Below are 22,268 nucleotides of genomic sequence, written 5' to 3' on the forward strand. Positions count from 1 at the left end.
TATTATACCCGATGAATCCAAACGTGGGGAAGCCAAATTCCCCCTTCTCGACTGAAAAAGAAAATCGAGAAGGGGAGGAAAGAGGTAAAGTTATCTAAGAAAAAAGTAGGTCGGAACAAGTCGAAGGGGAGAAATACCGAAGGATGCGGGAGGAAAATCCCCTTTAATTCTCGTCACTAAGACCATTCTGGCAGCCTCGTGATGATCTCCCATTCTTCGGGAGTCACCGGTGTAATGGAGAGCCGGTTTCCTTTTCGAAGAACCATCATCGATTTCAACGCCGGGATCTCCTTCAACCTTTTTAGGGTAATCACCTCCCGGCATGCTTTTTTAAATCGAAGATCGACCATGAACCAAACCGGCTGACTCGACAGACTTTGGGGGTCGTAATATTTATTTTTCGGATCCCAGGCGGTATGATCGGGATAACCGGTCTTAATGACTTCGGCGATTCCGGCGATGCCGACCGGTTCGACATTGCTGTGATAGAAGAAGACGCCGTCGCCGACCCGCATCTTATCCCGCATGAAATTTCGCGCCTGATAATTCCGAACCCCCGACCAGTAGGTCGTCCGATCGCACTTCAAATCATCGATGGAGTAGGTGTTCGGCTCCGACTTCATCAACCAATATTGTTTTTCAGGGGCCACTGAATACTCCATCCACGAAGGAGTAGGTCGCCGGGCGCGCCTGCGCCTTTTCAGGAAAGGGGGGAAGGAGGCGGCGCGCCGTCCGATAACGCGGCTTCCAGTAGGGATGATCGAGGCGCTCCACCCTCACCTCTCCGCCTCGGCTGGGAGCATGAATGAATTTGTTCCCGCCTATATAAATCCCGACATGAAGCGGCTGCCATCTGCTGATTCTGAAGAAGACCAGATCGGCCGGCAGGAGCTGGCCGCCGGGGACCGGCCGGCCTTTTTTAATTTGCGCGCCGGTGACGCGCGGAAGGCTCAGGCCGACCGACCGGGAGAAGACATAGGCGACATACCCGCTGCAATCAAACCCCTCCGCCGGGGTCGCGCCGCCGAAGCGATACGGTGTTCCCAGAAAATGATGGGCGGTCTTCACCACCCGTTGGCGCGCGGGGACTTTCCGGCTGATTACCGGATCGACCCGATCTGCTTTTTGAACCCCGGCGCAGCCGGTCAGCATGAAGAAAAAAAGAATTCCGAAGAGTCCCCACCGCATGAAGGTAAAAATAACTCGGATTCAAAACAGAAGTCAAGCAAATCGCTTTGGTTTTGCCGGAACGTTATGGTATAGTCCTCTTCCTCATCCCCGATCAGAAGGAGAGAATCATGCTGACCTTTTATCACTACGCCAAATGCAGCACCTGTATCAAGGCCAAAAAACATCTCACGGCGCAGGGGCATCTCTTAAAGGAGATCGATCTCACCACCGATCCTCCGTCGGCGAAAGAATTGGCCGACCTGATCAAAAAGAGCGGGCGTCCGTACACCGATTTTCTCAACCGGAGCGGGGTATTATACAGGGAAATGAACATGAAGGAAAAGGTTAAGCAGTTTTCCGAGGGGGAGATCGTCCGGATGTTGGCGTCGAATGGAAGATTGATCAAGCGGCCGATCGTCACCGACGGAAAGCGGGTCACCGTCGGCTTCGACGGGGGGGAGTTCGATGCCGTCTGGTCCTCCGCGTCGGTTAAATGAAAAACGGCCGAACCGCGCGGCGCGATTCCGGCCGTTTTATCGATTTCTCAGCCGATTTAAGCGGCCATTCTTCCGCCGGCGCTGAGATCTCTCTTTAAATTCTCAATCTGCTCCCCGAGTTGATTCAGCTGATCCCCGAGATTTTCCTCCGCCTCGGGAAAGAGCTTTCCCTCCTCTTCTTCGATATGATCATCGAGGGCCTTCTCCAGCTCGGAAAGTTTCTTCTTGAAATCTTTCCCGGTCAGGCCGACCAGATCGGTCAATATTTGATCGACCTGCTGGTGCTCCTCGATGGAGTGCTCCACCAGTTCGTTATCATACTCCCTCATCGCAGGATAAAAAATCTGCTCCTCCGATTGGGTATGCAATTGGATCTCATTCTCGAGCCTGACGAGAAGATCTCCCTTGTCTTTAGCGGATTTCAATTCCTGAATTAAGTCTTTCACGGTTTTGTGATCTTCGATGAGCAGTTCCGTTGCTTTCATAAGATCTCTCCTTTCATTTCTGAAGCCCGTTCTCATCGTACGAAAAGGGGCACAGGGAAAACAATCACCCGATTGGAGACGAGGATCCATTCAAAAGAGCGAGGCGGTTTTCCCCTAGAAGCGACTGGCGATAATCATTTTCCCGCTCAGGCCGCTTCTCTCCACTCCTCTTCGAGATCGCTCCGCATTTGGCCGATTTGGGAGCCGAGTTCGTTCAGTTGCTCTTCCAATCGCTCTTCCATCTGGGGAAATATTCTGACCTCTTCTTCGTCGATATGCGCATTGAGATGCTCTTCCAATTCGTTCAGCTTCTGTTCAAATTCCTCTTCTTCTTCGACGGCATCGATCAAATCCTCCAGCAATTCATCGACCTGCTGGTGCGCGTCCAGCGCCGAATCAACCCAGGCGCCGTCCACCTCCCTGACGGCCGGGTAGAAAAGCGCTTCCTCCAACTGAGCGTGAATCCTGAGTTCCTTCTCCACCTTCGGGAGAAGCTCTTCTTTGTCCCGCGCCGATCGGAGCCTCTCAAGCAGGTTTCGCATCTTCTCGTGATCTTCCTGAAGCAGTTCCGTCGCCTTCATTATCTCTTCTCCTCATGCAATTCCGGATCATCCCTTCATCGTATGAAAAGAAACCGGCCGGAACAATCACCCTAAAGAGGTGGGTCTAATGATCCGGAAGAAGGAGAACTGATCTTAAATGAGAAGGAGCCCGGCGGCGCGGAGGGTCCGCCAGGGACGGCTTTGCAGAAATTTTGAGAAGGATTGGCCAGCTGAAGCGGGATACCGCTCCCCCGCCTCCGAAAGCCGGATGAAGGGGGCTCCCTTTCTTCCGCGGGGCCGGGATTGATCGAGGAGATCACGGCACCATCCGGCAACCGGCGGATCAAGCCGAATCTCCGCGTCTTCTTCCCATCCGGGAAAGATCAGGGAAACCTGCCCGGCCCTTTTCTGGGTCCGGAGCGGCCGGAAGAGCGGTGTCCCCCCGAGCCAAACCAGCCGCCGCTCCAGATCTTCTCGGGTGGACGGAGGGGAGGCGAGCGCCTGCGCGATCAGATCGGCGGGAACGTTCGGCTTCGGTGTGGGAAAGTCGAACCAGCGCCGGACACCGGTCTCCAATCCGACGCCGTGCATATAATTGTAGATCGCCTTTGCCAGCCCCGGACCGAAGGGGGCGGGATCGCAGCCGGCCGGATCGAGATGGATCAAATCATTGTTGGCGAAAGGCCCGGGCGCCGGTCCGGCGATCGTGATGCCGTACGCGTCCGGATTCAGTCCCACCGGGCTGTGGCGCGTGGCGGTAAACCGATGCCAGAAGGCCGACTGAATGACCCCCGCCGCAAAAAGCTGCCGCACCCGTTCCAGGCTCTCGACCGTCTCCTTGGCGGTCTCGGTCGGAAAGCCGTACATCAAATAAGCATGGACGAGGATTCCGGCCTCGGTGAAGGCATGGGCGACGCGGGCCACCTGAGCGACGGTGATCCCCTTTTCCATCAAGGCGAGGAGGCGGTCGGAGGCGACCTCCATCCCGCCGGTCACGGCGATGCAGCCGGAGGCGGCGAGCAGCCGGCAGAGATCGGGGGTGAAGGCCTCTTCGAACCGGATGTTTCCCCACCAGGAGATCGACCGTCCCCGATCGAGCAGCGCCAGCGCCAGATCGGCGAGGCGCGACGGCGGGGCCGCTTCATCGACAAAATGAAACCCGCTCTCGCCGGTTTCTTTTAGAAGGGCATCGATTCGATCGGCCAACAGCGTCGCCGGGGCCGGCTCGTAGCGGCGGATGTAGTCGAGGCCGATATCGCAGAAAGAGCACTTCCGCCAGTAGCAGCCGTGGGCCACCGTCAACTTGTTCCAGCGTCCGTCCGACCAGAGGCGGTGCATCGGGTTGAGCATTTCGACGAGCGAGATATACCGGCGAAGCGGGAGGCCGTCATAGGTCGGGGTGCCGATCTCCTCAAAGGGGAGATCCCCCTCCGGGGCGCCGTTGAAAAAACGGACCTTCCCGTCGATCCGAAGAAACGTCCGGCAGAGCCGCTCCGGCGTCCGGCGGCGATCTAAAAACTCCAGAAGAGAGAGGAGGGGACGCTCGCCGGCGTCGAGCGCGACATAATCGACCGTGTCGAAGAGGCGCGGCTCGGCCAGATCGCGCAGCTCGGTATTGACGTAGCCGCCGCCGAGGGCGATCTTCACCCGCGGATTCCATTTCCGGACGGCGGCCGCCGCCCGAAGCGCGCCGTAGAGATTTCCGGGAAAGGGGATCGTGATCCCGACGAGGTCGGGCCGGTCTTCCTCCAGATGGGGCAGGAGGACCTCTTCGAGCATCTGATCGATCAGTCCCGGTGGCGCGTTGAGCGCTTGGTGGATCGGGTCGTACGAGGCGGCCGAGGTGGCGATCCGCTCTGCATACCGGCTGAGGCCGAAGTGGGGCGCCACCGTTCCCTGGATCAGATCGGCCAAATCGTCGAGGTAGAGGCTTGCGAGGTGCTTCGCCCGGTCGGTGATTCCAAGGCTTCCGAAGGCCCATTGATCTTCCTCCAGCGCGGCGAACCGGGGCCCCTCCGGAAGAAACCGCCGCTTGCAAATCTGCGTCGCCAGCGAGGGCTGATTTCCCTGAAGGAATTGAATGACCGGCTCGATCGTATCGAGATAACGCTCTTTCAAAAGAAGGCTCCGGACAACCGCGGGGTGAGGCTCTTCCACTGCTCGGATCTCCTCGAAGAGGCGGGTCAGCCCCGCCCGGGAAAAGAGGGCGAGGATCGTCTCGATGCCGAGGTCGGCCTGAAAGACGGGATACCCCCGCGACCGGAGAAACCCGGTTAAATAGGCGGTCGCCGGGTAGGGGGTGTTCAGCTGGGTAAAGGGGGGGGTCAGGAGGAGAAGTCGGCGGTTTCGGTTGGAGAGGACATTTTTAGAGGAAATCATTTCGGCTATTCTGTCACCGTAGCGGAACGATGTCAAATCGGGCGAATCATCCCAAAGGAGTAGCCGCATCCCCTCTTCGGGTCATTGAAGCTACGCCGCCGCAGATGCTACGTTATAAAGAGTAACCCTTTGTTCAGGAGGCGCTTATGCAGCCGGCTCGCGCAAAAATCATGGGCCATCCGATTCACCCGATGCTGGTCGTCTTTCCGATCGGCCTTTACATCATTTCGTTCGTTTTCGACCTGGTTTATTTGTCGATCGGCGATCCCTTTTGGTTTCGAATGGCCTACTGGACGATGCTGGGGGGATTGGTCGGGAATGTCGCCGCCGCCATCCCCGGTTTTCTCGACTACCTCACCCTGCCGCCCAAGACCGAGGCCCGCCAGATCGCGACATACCATATGGGAATCGGAGTCACCCTGGCGATTCTTTATTTCGCCAACCTTCTCCTTCGTGATTGGGGAGTCATCGCGGCGAATCAGCAGCCCTGGGGGGTGGTGATCTTGAATCTGGTCGGCGTTCTCTTGATCGGCTTGCAGGGATGGCTGGGAGGAGAGCTGGTCTATAAACATGGCGTCGGCGTGGAAGAAAAGGGACGCACCGGCGAAGAGCGATTCCGAAGGGTGGCGTGAGGTCAACCGGCCGGGAAGGAGCGGTCCTTCTCCGGCCGGTTGCTTTCGGACGGTTCTTTGTTCCCTCTGTGAAAATCCCCGCCTCCCTCCTTTTAGATCCCCTCCGATCCCAAAAGCAAGTTGCTTTCAGACCGGCTTGTCTGTATGATGGAAAACAATGAATGACCGTGAACGGGCCGCCTTACGGCAGCAACTTCTTAAAAAACTTCGGGACTCTTTCGTCTACAGCGCCGAGCCGACGTTCGTCCTCTCCTCCGGAAGGAAGAGTCACTTCTATATCGATTGCAAGAAGGTGACGCTCGACGCCGAAGGGGCGACCTGGGTCGGGCTGATGATTCTCGACCGGATCGCCGATCTGGAGATCGACGCCATCGGCGGGATGACCCTCGGCGCCGATCCGATCGCCACCGCCGTCGCGGTCCTCAGCTATGAAAGCGGCGCCCCCATCTCGGCCTTCATCATCCGGAAAGAGTCGAAAGGGTACGGGAACCAGGGTTTCATCGAGGGAAGGGTCGGCCGGGAGACCAAAGTGGTCGTGGTCGACGACGTCCTCACCAGCGGGCGGGCGACCGAGCGGACGATCCGGATTCTTCAAGAGGCCGGATGCGACGTGGTGAAGGTGATCGCGCTGGTCGACCGGAAAGAGGGGGGACGCGAGCATCTGGAGCGTCTCGGTTTTGAGGTGGAAGCGCTCTACACCGTGGAAGATCTCTTAAAGGGCTAACCGTTGGCCACGCCGAGCCTGGAAGAAAAGCGCGCCTGGGCGGAACAGTTCTTCGAAAAGACCGGGGCGAGTTACGATCAGGTGGTCGATCATACGACCTTCCGGATCGACCGGCTCTGGAAGAAAAAAATCATCTCCAAAATCCCTCCCTCCTCCCGAAAGATCCTCGATCTCGCCTGCGGCACCGGCATCCTCAGCTTCGCCATCGCCCAAAAATTTCCAAACGCGCAGATCGTCGGGGTCGATCTGACGAAGGGTTATCTCGACATCGCCCGGAAGAAAGCCGAAGCGAACCGCGCCGATGTCACCTTCGTCCATAGCCCCGCCGAAGCGTTCGTCTCCGACGATCGGTTCGACGCCTGCGTGACATCATACCTTCCCAAATACGCCGACCTCGATCTTCTGATTTCAAATCTCTCCCGAATGATCGCCCCCGGCGGCGTCCTCGTTTTTCATGACTTCACCTACCCAACGAATCGCTTCCTGCAATGGACCTTCGAAGCCTACTTCAAACTCCTCCCCCCGATCGGCGGCTGGCGCTGGCCGGAGTGGAAAGAGACCCTCTATGAGCTGCCGGTCGTCATCCGAAAAACGCGATGGATCGAGGAGCTGACCAAAGCGATGCGGCGGGAAGGCTTCGAAGAGATTCAAGTTGAATCGTTGACAATGCAGGGATCGGCACTCGTCACCGCAAAGAAGAAACGATAAACCCCTTCACTCATCCGAACACCTCTTTCTAGTTGACCCTCCTTAATGTATTCCGATAATATCTAGCGGTTGGCCCGTTGCATCAACATCTGCGGCTCGACGTTTTCAACATCGGCGATCTGCTCCAAGGCAGGGATGCGGGTCAGGGCGTCGGCGATCTCTCCCGAACGCGCCCGCAGCCAGGCCGCGTGTGGCGCGTATTCTAGGCGCTGCACGACCTCGTAACCGGCCTGCTCGATTGCCTGGAGACGATCTTCGACCGGCGCTCCTTCTTTGAAGCGGATGAAGACGCGCCCCGTCGGAACGGCGGGCGCGCCGCCCGGTGGCAGGGTATAGACCGGCCCGACCTGGCCGGGGGCATTTTTCTGCTGCTCCGCTTCACCCCGGAATATCTCGACGCGGTCTTCTCCTTCGCCCATCGAGAGGAGGGCGTCTTTGGAAGGCGGCCGGGGGCCGTGGACGGCGTAGCGGTCGGGCAAGCGGGTATAGACCGGAGAGGACGGTTGTATGCCGCTTCGAACCTCTTGGGGGAATTTGGAAAGGGGATTTTTCTCGGACGCCATCTCGACACCTGCAACGGAGAGGAATACGACAGTACGTCATCCCCGCGAAAGCGGGGATCCAGAGATTTAGGTCACTGGATTCCCGCCTCCGCGGGAATGACACCTAAAAGGAATCGAATTGGGTCACTACCAACGCCTACTTTTTGAATTTGGAGGCCTGATCGGTTTAGTATAGAGGATACGCGCCGCGCAATCAAAAGACAACCCAGACGACAAGGAGGTCGATCGATGTACTCGTTCCGATATGGTGGCAAGACCGGCAAACGATATTCTCTCACGACCAGCAACGAGCATCTCGTGGTCCGCACGACCAACCGCGCCCCGGTGCTCGCCGCCCGGCCCTTCGAGGTGGCACCGGTTTCACCGGAGGCCCGCGCCCTTCTCGGCAACTTCGACCTGGCGGCCCGCTTTCGCGAGGCGGGGGTCGATGTTCTTCGCGCGAAGCCGACGCGCCGCGCCAAGAGCCTGCGCGACCGGGCCCGCGCGGTGTTGAAGCGCGAGCCGCAAATCGAATTTGCCGGGCGGGTCCTCGTCGATCCGAAGGCGGGCCGGCCGGTCATTTATACCGAAAACTTCTTCGTCAAGTTCGACGGCGACGAAAGCGCCACCGCCTGCCGGAAGATCATTAAAAAACACCGCCTGGAGATCAAGCGGGTCCTCGAATATGCCCGCAACGCCTATTTCGTCGCCGCCCCCGAAGGGACCGGACTGAAGATCTTCGACATCGCCGAGGCGCTGTTACAAGAATCATCCGTCCAATTCTGCCATCCCGAATTGATCCGCGAGGCGCGCCAGCGCGCCGCCTTTGCGCCGCAGTGGCACTTGAAGAAGACGAGCGTCGGCGGCCAGACGATCGACCAACACGCCCACGTCGAAGCGGCCTGGCCGTTGAGCGACGGGACCGGAACGATCATCGCCGTCATCGATGACGGCGTCGATCTCGATCATCAGGAGTTCCGCTCCTCGGCCAAGATCGTCGCCCCCCGCGACGTGACCCGCAAGACGAACGACCCGCGGCCGGGCAATGGCGACAATCACGGGACCGCCTGCGCCGGGGTGGCGTGCGCCGATGGAAACTTCGGCGCCTCGGGGGTCGCGCCAAGGGCGCGGCTGATGCCGATCCGCTTCGCCTCCAATCTCGGCTCGCAGGCGGAGGCCGACGCCTTCGTCTGGGCGGCGCAGAACAGCGCCGATGTGATCTCGTGCAGCTGGGGGCCGCCCGACGGCGATTTCACCAATCCGAACGATCCGGACCACCATCAGGTCGTGCCGCTCCCCGACAGCACCCGCCTGGCGATGGATTTCGCAATCAAGAACGGCCGAAACGGAAAGGGGTGCGTGATCTGCTTCGCCGCCGGCAACGGCAACGAGAGCGTCAACAACGACGGCTACGCCAGCTACGAAAAAGTAATCGCCGTCGCCGCCTGCAACGACAAGGGAAAGAAAGCCCCTTACAGCGATTTCGGTCCCACCGTCTGGTGCGCCTTTCCGAGCAGCAATGTCTTCCCGTCGCTCACCCCCGGCATCTGGACGACCGACCGCTCCGGCCCCCTCGGCTACAATCATGGCAGCACCAGTCTCGGCGACGCCGCGGGCCATTATACCGACGACTTCGGCGGGACCTCCAGCTCTTGTCCGGGGGTGGCCGGCGTGGCCGCGCTGATCCTGGCGCGCAACCCGAATCTCCGCTGGGATGAGGTGAAGGATGTGATCAAGCGCTCGTGTGATCGGATCGACACTTCCGGCGGGAAGTACGACGCCAACGGCCACAGCCATCTCTACGGCTACGGGCGGGTCAACGCCAAAAAGGCGGTGGAGCTGGCGATGCCGGCGCAGCCCGACACGGTCGCCATCCGGACGGTGGTGCGCGACGTCCCGATCCGGGATCTGCAGACCGCCCGGCTCGACCTGCCGGTCGCCGACACCGGATCGCTGAAAAAGATCAAAGTGACGGTCGACATCGAGCACACTTACATCGGCGATCTGATCGTCAGCATCAAACCGCCGACGGCGACCGGCGTCTCCGCCATCCGGCTTCACAACCGGGAGGGGGGCGCAACCGACAACCTCAAGAAGACCTATGATGAGATCAATGCGCCCGGCCTGGTTGCGCTGAAAGGAAAAAGCCCGAAGGGCACCTGGACGCTCGTTGTGGAAGACAAGGCCCGTCTGGACACCGGGAAGATCCGGAGCTTTACGCTTGAAATGACGCTTTGATGGGGTGAAGTGTGCCGTCCCACGGCAAGAATGACATTTGTTGATTCCTTCTTCATGTCTGCTGATCTTCATCTTAATTCATGAGGCATAGCGGCGTTTTGACAAGGGGGACAGACCGTGTTAATGTGGTCTTAATTCTAGTCAACCTAAATTGGAGATCATCTTTATGAAAACCTTGTCGCTCTCGGAGGCGAAGATGAAGTTGAGCGGCCTGATCGAAAAAATCAGCGCCACCGACGAGGAGATCGTCATCACCAAGAACGGCCGCGCGGCCGCCGTGCTGGTCAGCGCGGACGAATATGAGAGTTGGAAAGAGACAATGGCGGTCCGTTCCGACTCGGCCCTGATGGATGAGATCAAGAAAGGGCTTCGGGCATTAAAGGAAAAAAGGGCCAAGATCTATACTCTGGATGAATTGGTCGGATAATCGTTTGCGGCGGGCGTCTCTTGTATCAGCTTCGAATTCCGAATGATGTCGTCAAATTGATTCGGGGAATGCATCCGCATCTTAAAAAAAAGATCCGGAGATCCCTACAGACGATCCTGTCCGATCCTCTTTCCGGAAAGGCGCTGAAAGAGCCGTTGGAGGGATTAAGAAGTTTTCGAGTGAGTCGCTTCAGGATTATTTACAGGATTTCGGATAAAAAGGTGGTGGACATCATTGCGATCGGTCCTCGAGAGCGAATTTACGAAGAGACCTTCCGAATCTTAAGCAGAGAAAAATAAACATAGTGTCACCACGATGCCGGTTCGCCATTTCCCATTAAAGCCGGGAAATCCCGGACACGCCTATTTTCGGGGAAATTTAGAATTTGTATCCCTCTCCCGAGATGATCGAACATCCAGAACGGTTTCCTTTAAAAGCAGGTGGTAAATAGCCCGGTAGTATTAAATAATCCTGAATTAAGTATGGTGTCCCCGGAATTCCAGGGCTAGAGTGCCAACCTCGGTTCCTTTTCTGGTTGACTATCATTATGGCATTCGATAACATCTCGTCGGTATCTATTAACTCATTCTGAATGTTAAGTAGCAATGAATATCGCGATTCTAATTGGTGTGTCCCAGTACAAGGTGGCTGCGCCTCTTCCGGCCTGCGCAGCAGATGTGGAGCAAATGCGCCGATTGCTTACGGCGACGAATAAATATGATGACATTTGTTGCTTAACAGCACAAACCAGTTCTGGTCCGCTAAAAGAAGCACTCCGAGGCTTTTTCGCTAAGTACCAATCGGGTGCTGAAATTGGTGAAGCCTTAATATATTTTTCTGGTCACGGTGTTTATCATGCTGATGCATTGTTCTGCTGTTCTGACTTTGACCCGAATCGTCCCGCTACAACGTCAATTAGCAACGAGGAACTCGACGACTTACTGCGTAGTGTCAAACCCATCGTAGCTGTCAAAGTTATTGATGCATGCCAATCCGGTTCACCCTACATTAAAGATGCTAGTGCAGGCTTTGAAAAAGCTTTGCGGACAAGTCGTCTTAGTTCATTCATTTGCATGGCCTCTAGCAGACAGGACCAGTCATCCTATGCTAGTGTCAATGCTAGCGCGTTCACAGCCAAGTGGATCGATGCAGCACTCGATAAGCAGAGTGGGACCGTACTGTATCGAGATATTCAGGCTGTGCTCGCCGATGCTTTTGTTAATAACCCTGATCAAACCCCCTTTTTCGTCACCCAAGGAACTGGATTAGAGATCTTCGCTGCAGTCACTGAAGAAATGCGGAAGATCGTAACGGAACGCTCCAAATCTTCGACGGTGGCAACACCTCAAGATACGGTTGTAGATGTGATCTCAGCAGAAGTCGCTCGCCTTGACAATGCTTATGTCTCATTGGAGGAAGCGTGTCGTGCTATCGAGCAAGCAGGTCAAGATCTTGCCTCTGAACCAATTAGTGACCCGCTCGTTTCACATTTTTATGAAAAGCGGATATCTCAAGATGGCAAACTCGTAACCCTTCCTCGCATACGGGCTGTAGCCAATTTTGCCGCAGAACAAGGATGGGCCAAGAAGTATTTTGTGAGAGTCATTCAAGAACAGTATCGTGAAAGAGTACCGAAAGAACCATTTAAGGTTTGGGGAGCAGGTATTTTGAGCACCCATCTGGCATCCAACTTAGGAGACGAAGATTATGTGCTCCAAACTCGCTCTCGTCCCGGTCGCCTTGAATCTACGCAGACGCTTCCGTTTGAAGTTGCAGAAGTCGTTTTTGAAGCAAAAAAGCACCCCGCTCTCAAAGCTTTTTCTTTATATATTGGGATAGTTCACTCATTAACGGAAGTAATGGTCCTTTCTGCTATCGTACAATTTATACAAATAGGGTGGTCCGAAAGGTCTCCCCAACTGTCCGACGTTCAGTGGAAGTACCAAAGTTTCCCTTGGAAAGATGTGGTGTCGCAACCGAAGTTACTCTGGCAGGAGGTACTTGACCGGAGCCAGGATACTATTAAGGCTTACCTAGAAGGGTTAATTCCAAAAAAAGAAGATTCGCAGGCGAAAGTATCCACGAATGATCAAAAGACTTCACCTCACCAGCAAAAGGCGTAACTTTCAACTAAAATTGTTACTTGGTTTGATATTCTGCCCTGAAGCCTTATGGCGACATCCATGAAATCCCGCTGGCTCCTTCTCGTCTCAACTGCCCTCGCCTTCATGACGGCGGTGCTCCTGCTCGAACGCCCCGGCGTGGTCGCGCAGGTCGGCCTGGGCCTGGCGACGGCAACCTTCCTCTGGTTCTTCGTGCGATGGGCCGAGCTCGATCCGCGCCAGATCCTCACCACCATCGCCATCGCCACGACCGGCGAGGTGGTCCTTTCGATCGGGTGGGGCCTCTACGACTACAAACACACCCTCATCCCGCTCTACGTCCCGCCGGGCCATGCCGTCTTCTACGCGTTGGCGGTGGTGACCGCCCGCGAGCAAAGCCTCCAAAAACACGCCGCCGCCATCACCCGGACCGTCCTCCTTTTGGGAACGGTTTACGCCGCCGCCAGCTTTCTCTTCTTCAACGACACGTGGGGGATGCTCTGGTGGGGGGTGGCGTTCGTCCTCTTCCTGAAATCGGAGAACCCGCTGCTTCTCTCAGCCTGCGCCGTCTACACGATCCTGTTGGAGTGGGTCGGCACCGCCATCGGCAACTGGTATTGGTTGCCGGAGGTGCCGTATCTTTCCATCAGCTCGGCGAACCCGCCCGCGGGGGTCACCGTTCTCTACATCGTCCTCGACCTCCTGGTGGTCACCGCCTGCGGATGGCTTTGGCGGAACTCCGAAAAAGCGGACCCCTCACCGGTTCCGAGCCTCAATATTGTAGAAGAACGATAGAGGATGACGCGTAAAAGAAAATAGAATTGTTGCAATCTCTTTCTTGCCGCCAGAGCCTCTATAAAAACTCGAGCTATCCCTCTGCGCATCTTCTAAATACATATTGACTTGATAGAACGCGTCTATATAATATGGCCCTAAAACTGAATCCGGCTTATGCGAGTTTAGGTTGAAAGAGAGCACGCTCCTGCCCCACCAAAGAATTATTTTCGCGCTGGACTACCCCTCCTTCGAAGAAGCGCGTCCCTTTATAGAAGCCTTAAAAGATAAGATCGGTTTATTTAAGATCGGGTGGACGCTGCTTTTAAGCGAGGGCCTGAATGTCTTGGCCAAAATAGAAGGGATCGAAGGGGTCTCCGCCAAGTTTTTTTTGGACATCAAATATTCGAGCCGGTCGGTCGAAGATATCCCGCAGCAAGTCGGCGGCATGGCTTCCGTCATCACGTCTAAAACGAGAGGGGTCGAATTTATCACCGTCCACACGTACGAAGGCGAAGCCCTTGTGGGAGAGGCGGTTAAAAAATTCAAGACAAAAGGAACGAAGATCCTCGGCGTGACGGTGTTGACGAGCGTGAACCAAGAAAGTTCCAATATCACACCCCAACAAAGAGTATTGGAGTTGGCTCAAATCGCAAAAAAGGCCGGTTGCGACGGGGTCGTTTGCTCCGGACATGAAGCCGGAGCAGTCAAAGAAAAAATGGGCCGGGATTTTATTGTTGTCACGCCGGGCATCCGCCCTGTATGGGCCGAGATCAAGAAAGACGATCAAAAAAGAATCGTGACTCCGGGAAATGCAATTAGAAATGGAGCGGATTATATTGTGGTCGGCAGACCGATTTCCACTGCAAAAGACCCCGCCGAAGCAGCGAGCAGGGCCGAGAAGATCGCCGAAGAGATCGCCGTCGCGCGAAGAGAAATGACCGCCCTTTAAAGATTTCAATCACTCCTCCCATCCCGCGCAGAGGGTCCGCCGAAACGCGCTCCCCAACGGAGGAACCGCTTTTGAATTCTCTCCTTCTTCCTTCTGAATCACTCGTTTTATTTATCCGCCGCCCAGCCGCCAAGTCACCATCCCGGCGGCCAGCAACATCACCCCCAGGCTCACACATTTAAGAATCGCTTCGTAGCGGACCTGATGCAGGTGCGGATCGAGGCGGCCCGATCGCTTGAGCTCTTTGTAAGGGCGGGAGGCGTTGATCTCCACCAGGCTCAAGAGCCCCATCGCGCCGGCCACGATCAGGGCGGGAGGGGAGAGTTGGTTGGTCTGAACGACGTAACCGGCGAGGACCGGCAAGACCCCCCAGGAAAAGGCGAACCAGCCGTCCGTGTGAAATTTTCCGTCAAAGAGCTCCAGATTGTAGGCGAAGAGGAAAAAACCTTCGATGACGGCGATCACCAACAATTGCGGCGTCTCGAGAACAGCGTAGTAGATGGCAATGCCGTAGGCGAGAATGAGGGCGCCGACGGCAAGCGTCCAGAGCTGGCGCTTGGAGAAATGCTCCCCCCACGGCTTCGGCCCTTTGCTCCCGATCGCATCGACCGCATGCGCCGCGATGCCGAGGCCGAGGAAGTACACGAGGACGATCGCAGCGACCCGATCCCAGAAAACCGTCTCGGCCAGCATCCCGCCGATGACCGTAAAAGCGAGGACCATTCCGGTATAGGGGAGAAAGAGCAGTCCGATCCAAAGCCTGAACTTTAGAGGACCGAACTGGGGAACAAACCATTCGGTTCGACGATCGGGAGCCGGGTCCATGCCATCCTCGGTTAGTGGGGTCGCTTACTCGGTATCGGTTCGGAAGTTCGATCGCTCGTCCGGGAGGGAGCTTGGGCCGGCGCCTGTTGCATCGGCGGGGTCGCCGGACCGCCGTATTGGAGAATCAGCCCCCCCTTGCCGACGGCCCACCCCCGGGCGGGAGAGGTAAAGTAGATGCTGTTCAGCCGCTGCGTCACCCCGCTGTCGCGCTCCGCCCACGACTTTCCGCCATCTTTCGTATAGAGGATCGTTCCGAGATCGCCGACCATCCATCCCTCCTGCCCCTGCATCGAGAGGTCCCAAAACGGCATCTTCGTTCCGGTGTCGATCGGCGCCCAGCTCTTTCCGCCGTCCTCGGTCATCAAGAGGGTCCCCTCCGACCCGACCACCCACCCCCGGTTCGGCGGACGAAAGAGGATTCGCGTGAAGGTTGCCTTCGTCGGAAGCCGGAACGGGGTCCATGTCACGCCGCCGTCTTCCGTCTGAAGCAGGGTCCCCCCGGTGCCGACGATCCACCCTTTCCGCTCGTTGAGGAAAACGATGTCGGAGAGACCGGCGGTGGTATCGCTGAGTTGAAAGTCCCACCGCTTTCCGCCGTCATCCGTCCGAAAGATCAACCCCGTCTCGCCGACGACCCATCCGATCTTGGGGGTCAGAAAAAAAATCCCTTCGAGGCTCGCCTCGGTCAACTTCTGCCGGCGCTCCCAGCGTTTTCCCCCATCGACCGTGTGGAGGAGAAGCCCATTGCCGCCGACCGCCCATCCCTCTCGCGGCGAGGTGAAATGGACCGACAGGACCCACTCCTCCGTGCCGCTCTCTTGAGGCATCCAGCTCCGGCCGCCGTCGTTGCTGTGGAGGATGGTGCCGGTCTCCCCGGTAATCCAACCGTGCCGCTCATCGACGAAGTGGACCCGAAAGAAACGGTCGGTGAAGCCGTTGTTCTGCGTCTCCCAGCGTTTGCCGCCGTCGCGCGTATGGACGATCACCCCCCCCCATCCGACCGCCCACCCGTGGCGGTCGTCGCCGAACGAGAGCCCTTCGAACGTTTTGTTCACCGCGGCGTCGACCTTCTCCCAGGTCGCCCCGCCGTTTTCGGTTTTCAGCATCGTTCCCGATCCGCCGGCGGCCCAGCCGATTTGCGGAGAGGCGAATTGCACGCCGATGAGAAGATGTTCCGTACCGCTTTGCTGCGGCTGCCAGCGTTTGCCGCCGTCGGTCGTCCGGAGGATCGTTCCCTCCCGGCCGACCGCCCAGCCCCGGAGCGGATCGATGAAGAAGATCGCCTCCAGCGCGGCGGTCGTCCCGCTCCTCTGCGCCGTCCACTTTTCGCCCCCGTCCTGCGTCTGAAGGATCATCCCGTTCCACCCGGCAGCCCATCCCCGTTGCGGATCGATGAAGAAGACCTCCAGAATCGGACCGGTCTGCCCGCTTTTTTGAACCTCCCAACGCCGGCCGCCGTCCGCGGTATGGAGAATCACCCCTTTGTCGCCGACGATCCAGCCGTTTGATCGATCGGTGAAGTAAACATCCCAGAGCCAGACCTGTTCCGGATTCCGCTGCTCCTCCCAGCTTCCGCCGCCGTCGGCCGTATGGAGGATCTTGCCGGTCCAGCTGATCGCCCAGCCGTGGCGTCGATCGGAAAAATGAAGCGAGAAGAACCGCTCCCCTTTCTCTTTGTATTGCGCCCGCCAGCTCGCGCCGCCGTCGGCGGTGTGGAGGATCGTTCCATCTCCCCCCCCGGCCCATCCCTCGCTCGCCGAGACGAAATGGACCGCCCAGAGGCCGTTCGACGTCACCTCCCCCTGCTGAACCGACCACCCCCCCTCCGCCGCCGCGACCGTCCCGGCGAAAATCGGGAGGAGAAAACCGGCCAAAACCGTGTAAAAGAATAGACTTTTCTTGATCATCCGGTACAGAATCTTGACCCTCCTTCTTTTTTCGTGTTATTTATTTACAACATTCGGGAGAGAAATGCAAAGCCGCCTTCTAATTCCCATTCTATTGATTTTGCTTCTGATCGACATTCCCGCGCGGGCCGAGGAGGAATCGCTTCGGTCGGTCCGCCAGCTCACCAACGAGATTTATCGCCTCTCTCTCGATATGATCACCCACGGCAGCGAAGGGCACCACCATGAGATCGTCAGTTACGGCCAGGAGATGATCCGGCGGAGCGAAGCGTTGATCCAGGAGGTGGAGTCGAGCCCCTCTCCGAAGATCAAAGAAAAAAAAGAAACGCTCCTCGCCTCGATCAAGGCAACCCTGAATAAGGCGAAAGAAGCGGTCCGGCTGGGGGAGGCGGAGAAAACCGATCCCGCCCTCGACGCCTCCCGCAAGGCCTCCTTCCGCGCCAAGCAGTTGCGCCAGCAGATCCAATCATTGAAGTAGACCGACCGGCCCTTCTCGTCGGAAGCGATACAAAAATGTCGGCCGGCCGGCCGCTGTTTCTTTCCATTCGATTCCAAGCCGACCTAAATCACACGAAAAATCAATCGATCCGACCGGTCCCTCCCCCCGGCATGGTTGTTGCTCTATATTCGTTCAACGATAACGACGTCTGCGGGCAAGGGCGCCTGGATGAATCTCTCCAGGCGCCTTTCCGTTTTTAAAGGGGTTTTTCATGCGGGAAGGAATCCTTCCACCGAAATTTGCCGACAAATTTTTCCGGATCGATTTTGATGCAATGCCGCTTCCGATCCTCTCCCTCTATCCGATCCCCCCTTCCCTCGCGCTGGAGGAGGTGACGCTCGATCTCGCCGGGCTCGAGCAGCATCCCCGGCTGGTCTCCTGGCCGATGCTGCACGAGCTTCCCCGCGTGAAGCTGAAGGTGCCGTTCATCTGCCAGATCTTCAACTGGGTCGAGGAGGTCGAGTGGGAGGGAATCCGCCTCGTCGATCTGCTCGACTCCTTCAAGATCGACACCCACCCCGACGGCTACTTCGCTTTTTACTCCCGCGACCGGGTCTTCTTCGAAGGGCTCTCACGCGATGAAGCCCGCGATCCGCGCGTTCTGCTGGCATATGGATTAAACGGGTCGCCCCTCCCCGAGGTCCACGGCGGGCCGCTCCGATTGGTCGTTCCCTTTCTTCAAGGTTATAAGAGTGTCAAGTGGGTCCATACGATCCATGCCTTCCGGCACGATCCGGTCGGAATCAAGCGGCTTCTCGCCCAGAGCCCGACCGGCCAATTGAACGACAAATGGCGAGGGCAATTTCAGATTGTCCCCCCGGCGGGAAAATCCGGAGATCCCCCTCCGGTACGGAGCGAGATCGCGCCACTCTCCACCCCCCCGGCTGCGATCTCGACTCCGGAACCCCCGGTGCACGGCCAGGTCGATTCGGTCCCCAAAAAGAAACAGCCGCCGCGGCAGGCGACATTAAAAGAGGTCGTCGCCCTGGTTCGCCCCGGCAAGCAGCTGGCGACCCGCCAGGCGCTGGAAGCGGCCGGCATCTATTCGTATACGACCGCGACGGTCCTCGGCCGGAGCCGCCAGCGGGGCCTTCGATTTCAGTCGGAAAAAGGGGAGCCGGTCGCAATCAAGTTTATGCCGAAACAATATTTCTCGATCATGATCGACGCCGGCCGCGTTCCGGCGGTGATCGCCGCCTTAATGAAAGCGAACCGGACCGGAAAGGGGGCCTACGGCGACGGCAAGATCTTCATCGTCGACATCGACGACGCCATCCGGATCAGCACCGACGAGCGGGGGGGAGAGGCGATCTGATGGAGAGTGAAAGAAAATGAAGCTGATTCGCGCGATCATCCGCCCCGAGCGGGAAGAGGCGGTCCTGGGCCGTCTGGAGGCGGCCGGACTTTTTGCCGTCACGAAGATGCCGGTGCTCGGGCGCGGGAAGCAACGGGGAATCCAGGTGGGGCCGGTTCATTACGACATCCTCTCCAAGTCGATGCTCCTGCTCATCGTCAGCGAGGAGGAGTATCCCCGGGCGATCGCCGCCATCGAGCAGGGGGCCGAGACGGGGCACCCGGGCGACGGGAAGATCTTCGTCCAGAAGGTCTCGGAGAGCTACACCATCCGGACAGGGACAAAAGAGACGGAGTCGGTGTCGGAGTGAAGGAATCGATGACAAATCAATCTAAACTGCGGGTGGTGGTGATCGGAAACGGGATGGCGGGGATCGCCGCGGTGGAGGCGCTCCTGAAAACCGGCACCCCCCTTTCGATCACCCTCTTCGGCGATGAGCCGCAGACCCACTACAATCGGATTCTCCTCTCCGATCTCCTCGCCGGAAAAACCGAGGCGGAGCGGATCTTCACCCGGCCGCGAAACTGGTATGCCGAGCGGGGGATTCATGCCCAACTCGGCCTTGCGATCTCCGCCGTCGACCCGGCGGCCAAGTATGTGACGAATGCGGACGGCGGCGCCACCCCTTACGACGCGCTCATCCTCGCCGTCGGCGGGGTCCCTTTCGTCCCGCCGATTCCGGGCCGGGAGAAGAAGGGGGTCATTCTTTTTCGAACGCTGGAAGAGACGGAGCGGATCGTCGCCGCGGCCCGGTCGAGCCGGCGCGCCGTCGTGATCGGCGGGGGGCTGCTCGGCTTGGAGGCGGCGCGGGGGCTGATCAACTACGGGGTGTCGGTCACCGTCGCCCATCTCGGCGACCGGCTGATGGAGCAGCAGCTCGACCCGGCCGGGGCCTCTCTCTTGAAAAGGGAGCTCGAACGGATGGGCATCCGGGTCCTGCTCAAAACCACCGCGGAGGCGATTCTTGGAGAAGAGCAGGTCGCCGGCGTTCGCCTCACCTCCGGAGAGGATCTCCCCGCCGGGATGGCGCTGATCTGCACCGGCATCCGGCCGAACCTGACCCTCGCCCGGCAGATCGGATTGAGGACGAATAGGGGAATTCTCGTCGACGATCGAATGGAGACGAGCCTCCCCGGGATCTTCGCCGTCGGGGATGTCATCGAGCATCGGGAGAAAACCTATGGGCTGATCGCGCCGTTGAAAGAACAGGGGGAGGTCCTCGCCGATGTTTTGACCGGGAAAGATCAGCGGCGTTATGGCGGGACCCTCTGTGCCACGACCCTGAAGGTCGCCGGGATTCATCTCACCTCCGCCGGCGATTTTATCGGAGGACGGGGGGCGGAGGAGCTGATCTTCGTCGACACGGAAAAGGCGATCTACAAAAAATGTGTGATCCGCCAGAACCGGCTGGCGGGGATGATCCTCCTCGGCGACAACAAAGACAGTCCCCGGCTCTTTAACCTGATCCAGAAGGGGGAAGACATCGGCGAGATCAAATCGTCGCTCCTCGGAAATGTCTCGGTCGAAGGGGGAGCGGGGGCCGCGAGCGGCGTGGCGGCGCTGCGGGAGACCGACCTGGTCTGCAACTGCAACAGCGTCACCAAGGGGACGATCCTCGCCGCCATCCGGGAGAAGGGGCTGAAGACACGTGACGAAGTGGCCGCCTGCACACAGGCGACGACCGGCTGCGGAAGTTGCAGTCAATTGGTGGAAGATCTTCTCGGCGAAGCGACAAAGGCGCCGGCCAAGACGCCTGCAACGGCGATCGTTGCGGAGAAGTCCCCCACAAAAACAGGACCGGGGGCGCTCAAGACGCTCGACCTGGAGAAGATCAAACAAGAGGGGTTGGGGATCGATTTTGACCGGCTGCGGGAGGAGGGGACCCGCGCGTTGGCGCCTGAAGACTACTACCGTCTGAAGACCTACGGCATCTGCAGCCAGAAACATCCCGGCTACTTCATGCTCCGGATCCGCATCCCGGGAGGGACGGTCACGCATACGCAGCTGATGGGACTGGCCGACCTCGCCGAGGTCCACGGCCGGGGATGGGGACACCTCACCGTCCGCCAGAGCATGGAGCTGCATTGGATCCGCGTGGAAGATTCGTTGGAGATCTTCGAGAAACTGGAGACGATCGGTCTTTCGACCCGCTCCGCCTGCGGCCACACGTTGCGGAACGTCATGGCCTGCCCGCACGGGGGGGTGGCGTCCGACGGCCTCTTCGATGTCCAGCCCTGGGCGCAGCGGATCACCGATTATTTCGTGAAGCGGTCGGACCTGATCAACCCGACGATGCCGAACCGCCTGAATGTCTATTTTGCCGGATGCCGGGCGTGCGCCTCCGATGCCGCGATCAACGACATCGGGTTCGTCGCGGTCGAGCGTAGAACCGAGGGAGGGGATCGGCATCTCGGTTTCGAGCTCTGGGTTGGAGGAAGCTTGGGGGCCCATCCGATGCTCGGATTCAAGCTGAAGGAGTTTCTCTCCCCGCCCGATGCGCTGACCGCCTGTCAGGCGATCTTCGCGATTCACACCAAGTTCGGCAACCGAAACAAAGCGAAGTCGCGGCTGAAATATCTGATCGAGCAGTGGGGCCGGGAGAAATTTATCGAGATGTTCGAGAAGGTCTTCCTGGAGAAACAGAATCTTCCCGAGAACCGGGAGGTCCCCCTCCCTTCTTTGGCCGACCCGGGACGGCGACCCCCTCTCTGGAAGCGAATCGGAAACCGCCTCAATCCGGTTTCGATCCCGGCCTCTCCCGGCATCGCGCCGCAGCGGCAGCCGGGCTATCTCCGTCTGACCGTCGCCGTTCCGCTCGGCGAGCTGCGCGCGGAGCAGCTCCGAGCCGTCAGCCGGATTGCGCGGCGGCATGGAAACGGGATCGTCCACTTCACGAAAGACCAAAATCTCGCCTTCCACTGGATTCCGGTCCGGAAGATCGGCCGGGCCGTTCAGGCCTTGAAAGCGGCCGGCTTGTCGCTCAAAGGAAAAGAGAGCGGCCCCGCGCTGCTGGCCTGTCCCGGCACCGAGTTCTGCACCCTCGCCGTGACCAATTCGCAGGGGGCGGCGCGCGATCTATTGCGCTTCCGTCCGGAAGCGCCGGAGAAGGCGGCCCTCTTTCAATCGATCTCGATTCACCTCTCCGGCTGCCCCAACAGCTGCGCCAAACATCAGGTCGCCGACATCGGCCTCGCCGGAACGATGACGCCGGTCGGCGAGCTGCGGCGGTTTTCTTATCAGCTCTTCCTCGGCGGCCAGGTCGAGGGGGGGGTTCGCTTGGGGGCGATGGTCCGAAAAGGGATTACCGAAGAGATGGTCGTGCCGACCGTCGACGCGCTGCTCGGAATCGTCGCGACCGATCGTCTTGCGGGCGAATCGTTTCAGGAGACCGTCCTGCGGCTCGGCGCCGACCAGGTCGCATCACTTCTCGAAAAAGAGATCGGCCCCTTGGCGCCCGAATTGTCGGATGCGATCACGATGATTCCCGATTTGATCGAAGCACGATAAAAGA

21 protein-coding genes are annotated in these 22,268 nt (G+C 58.5%); 13 read left to right on the forward strand and 8 right to left on the reverse strand.

Translation table 11 applies throughout. The features are described 5' to 3' along the window. Positions 1 to 176 precede the first annotated feature (176 nt). Entirely contained in the window at positions 177 to 650 is a 474-nt protein-coding gene (locus MCM46_09310) for an EVE domain-containing protein (GenBank protein MCG3112003.1), read from the reverse strand. Continuing rightward, complete coding sequence (locus MCM46_09315; GenBank protein MCG3112004.1) at positions 640 to 1,188, reverse strand: C40 family peptidase; 549 nt, start codon at positions 1,186 to 1,188, stop codon at positions 640 to 642. Before MCM46_09315 ends, MCM46_09310 begins: the two co-directional genes overlap by 11 nt. A 110-nt stretch (positions 1,189 to 1,298) precedes the next feature. Between MCM46_09315 and MCM46_09320 the strand changes: the two genes are divergently transcribed. Then, on the forward strand, positions 1,299 to 1,667 hold the full coding sequence (locus MCM46_09320) for a Spx/MgsR family RNA polymerase-binding regulatory protein (protein ID MCG3112005.1): 369 nt from the start codon (positions 1,299 to 1,301) through the stop codon (positions 1,665 to 1,667). 56 nt (positions 1,668 to 1,723) lie between these two features. On the opposite strand, the gene MCM46_09325 is transcribed toward MCM46_09320, so the two are convergent. From MCM46_09325 to MCM46_09335, 3 genes are all read right to left on the reverse strand, one after another. Next, positions 1,724 to 2,152 carry a hemerythrin domain-containing protein gene (locus tag MCM46_09325; GenBank protein MCG3112006.1) on the reverse strand — a complete coding sequence of 143 codons (429 nt, stop codon included), beginning with the start codon at positions 2,150 to 2,152 and terminating at the stop codon, positions 1,724 to 1,726. A 146-nt stretch (positions 2,153 to 2,298) separates the two neighbouring features. Continuing rightward, on the reverse strand, positions 2,299 to 2,733 hold the full coding sequence (locus MCM46_09330) for a hemerythrin domain-containing protein (protein MCG3112007.1): 435 nt from the start codon (positions 2,731 to 2,733) through the stop codon (positions 2,299 to 2,301). 114 nt (positions 2,734 to 2,847) lie between these two features. Beyond that, positions 2,848 to 5,073 (reverse strand): radical SAM protein, encoded by a 2,226-nt coding sequence (locus MCM46_09335; protein MCG3112008.1) that lies wholly within the window; start codon positions 5,071 to 5,073, stop codon positions 2,848 to 2,850. A 146-nt stretch (positions 5,074 to 5,219) separates the two neighbouring features. Here MCM46_09335 and MCM46_09340 point away from each other — a divergent pair, with 146 nt between their 5' ends. The 3 genes from MCM46_09340 to MCM46_09350 all read left to right on the forward strand — a co-directional run bounded on the left by MCM46_09340 (position 5,220) and on the right by MCM46_09350 (position 7,137). Continuing rightward, a complete protein-coding gene (locus MCM46_09340) occupies positions 5,220 to 5,705 on the forward strand; it encodes a DUF2231 domain-containing protein (protein MCG3112009.1) in 486 nt (161 codons plus the stop codon). A gap of 157 nt (positions 5,706 to 5,862) precedes the next feature. After that, the gene (gene pyrE / locus MCM46_09345) at positions 5,863 to 6,429 is read left to right on the forward strand and encodes an orotate phosphoribosyltransferase (GenBank protein MCG3112010.1); all 567 of its coding nucleotides are present in this window, start codon (positions 5,863 to 5,865) and stop codon (positions 6,427 to 6,429) included. Between the two features lie 3 nt (positions 6,430 to 6,432). Then, positions 6,433 to 7,137, forward strand: coding sequence for a class I SAM-dependent methyltransferase (locus MCM46_09350; GenBank protein ID MCG3112011.1), 705 nt, complete (start codon positions 6,433 to 6,435; stop codon positions 7,135 to 7,137). Between the two features lie 62 nt (positions 7,138 to 7,199). On the opposite strand, the gene MCM46_09355 is transcribed toward MCM46_09350, so the two are convergent. Next, positions 7,200 to 7,700 (reverse strand): heavy-metal-associated domain-containing protein, encoded by a 501-nt coding sequence (locus MCM46_09355; protein MCG3112012.1) that lies wholly within the window; start codon positions 7,698 to 7,700, stop codon positions 7,200 to 7,202. Between the two features lie 228 nt (positions 7,701 to 7,928). On the opposite strand from MCM46_09355, the gene MCM46_09360 reads away from it, so the two are divergent. The 5 genes from MCM46_09360 (at position 7,929) to pyrF (ending at position 14,172) form a co-directional block, all read left to right on the forward strand. After that, on the forward strand, positions 7,929 to 9,917 hold the full coding sequence (locus tag MCM46_09360; protein ID MCG3112013.1) for a S8 family serine peptidase: 1,989 nt from the start codon (positions 7,929 to 7,931) through the stop codon (positions 9,915 to 9,917). Positions 9,918 to 10,083: 166 nt separating this feature from the next. Beyond that, positions 10,084 to 10,344, forward strand: coding sequence for a type II toxin-antitoxin system Phd/YefM family antitoxin (locus MCM46_09365; GenBank protein ID MCG3112014.1), 261 nt, complete (start codon positions 10,084 to 10,086; stop codon positions 10,342 to 10,344). Positions 10,345 to 10,949: 605 nt separating this feature from the next. After that, on the forward strand, positions 10,950 to 12,467 hold the full coding sequence (locus tag MCM46_09370; GenBank protein ID MCG3112015.1) for a caspase family protein: 1,518 nt from the start codon (positions 10,950 to 10,952) through the stop codon (positions 12,465 to 12,467). Positions 12,468 to 12,527: 60 nt separating this feature from the next. Beyond that, positions 12,528 to 13,241, forward strand: a complete 714-nt coding sequence (locus tag MCM46_09375; protein MCG3112016.1) for a hypothetical protein — start codon at positions 12,528 to 12,530, stop codon at positions 13,239 to 13,241. Between the two features lie 169 nt (positions 13,242 to 13,410). After that, a complete protein-coding gene (gene pyrF, locus MCM46_09380; GenBank protein MCG3112017.1) occupies positions 13,411 to 14,172 on the forward strand; it encodes an orotidine-5'-phosphate decarboxylase in 762 nt (253 codons plus the stop codon). 111 nt (positions 14,173 to 14,283) lie between these two features. Here the strand turns inward: pyrF and MCM46_09385 are convergent, their stop codons facing one another. Next, positions 14,284 to 14,997, reverse strand: a complete 714-nt coding sequence (locus tag MCM46_09385; GenBank protein ID MCG3112018.1) for a hypothetical protein — start codon at positions 14,995 to 14,997, stop codon at positions 14,284 to 14,286. An 11-nt stretch (positions 14,998 to 15,008) separates the two neighbouring features. Continuing rightward, positions 15,009 to 16,904 carry a YCF48-related protein gene (locus MCM46_09390; protein ID MCG3112019.1) on the reverse strand — a complete coding sequence of 632 codons (1,896 nt, stop codon included), beginning with the start codon at positions 16,902 to 16,904 and terminating at the stop codon, positions 15,009 to 15,011. 64 nt (positions 16,905 to 16,968) lie between these two features. Here MCM46_09390 and MCM46_09395 point away from each other — a divergent pair, with 64 nt between their 5' ends. From MCM46_09395 to MCM46_09410, 4 genes are all read left to right on the forward strand, one after another. Next, positions 16,969 to 17,382 (forward strand): hypothetical protein, encoded by a 414-nt coding sequence (locus tag MCM46_09395; protein MCG3112020.1) that lies wholly within the window; start codon positions 16,969 to 16,971, stop codon positions 17,380 to 17,382. A 232-nt stretch (positions 17,383 to 17,614) separates the two neighbouring features. After that, positions 17,615 to 18,718, forward strand: a complete 1,104-nt coding sequence (locus MCM46_09400) for a molybdopterin-dependent oxidoreductase (protein ID MCG3112021.1) — start codon at positions 17,615 to 17,617, stop codon at positions 18,716 to 18,718. Between the two features lie 16 nt (positions 18,719 to 18,734). Next, a complete protein-coding gene (locus MCM46_09405; GenBank protein MCG3112022.1) occupies positions 18,735 to 19,067 on the forward strand; it encodes a P-II family nitrogen regulator in 333 nt (110 codons plus the stop codon). An 8-nt stretch (positions 19,068 to 19,075) separates the two neighbouring features. Then, positions 19,076 to 22,264, forward strand: a complete 3,189-nt coding sequence (locus tag MCM46_09410) for an FAD-dependent oxidoreductase (protein ID MCG3112023.1) — start codon at positions 19,076 to 19,078, stop codon at positions 22,262 to 22,264. The last annotated feature ends 4 nt before the right edge of the window (positions 22,265 to 22,268 follow it).

It is taken from the genome of Candidatus Manganitrophus morganii (genome assembly GCA_021651055.1).
In the GTDB taxonomy this organism is placed as follows: domain Bacteria; phylum Nitrospirota; class Nitrospiria; order SBBL01; family Manganitrophaceae; genus Manganitrophus; species Manganitrophus morganii.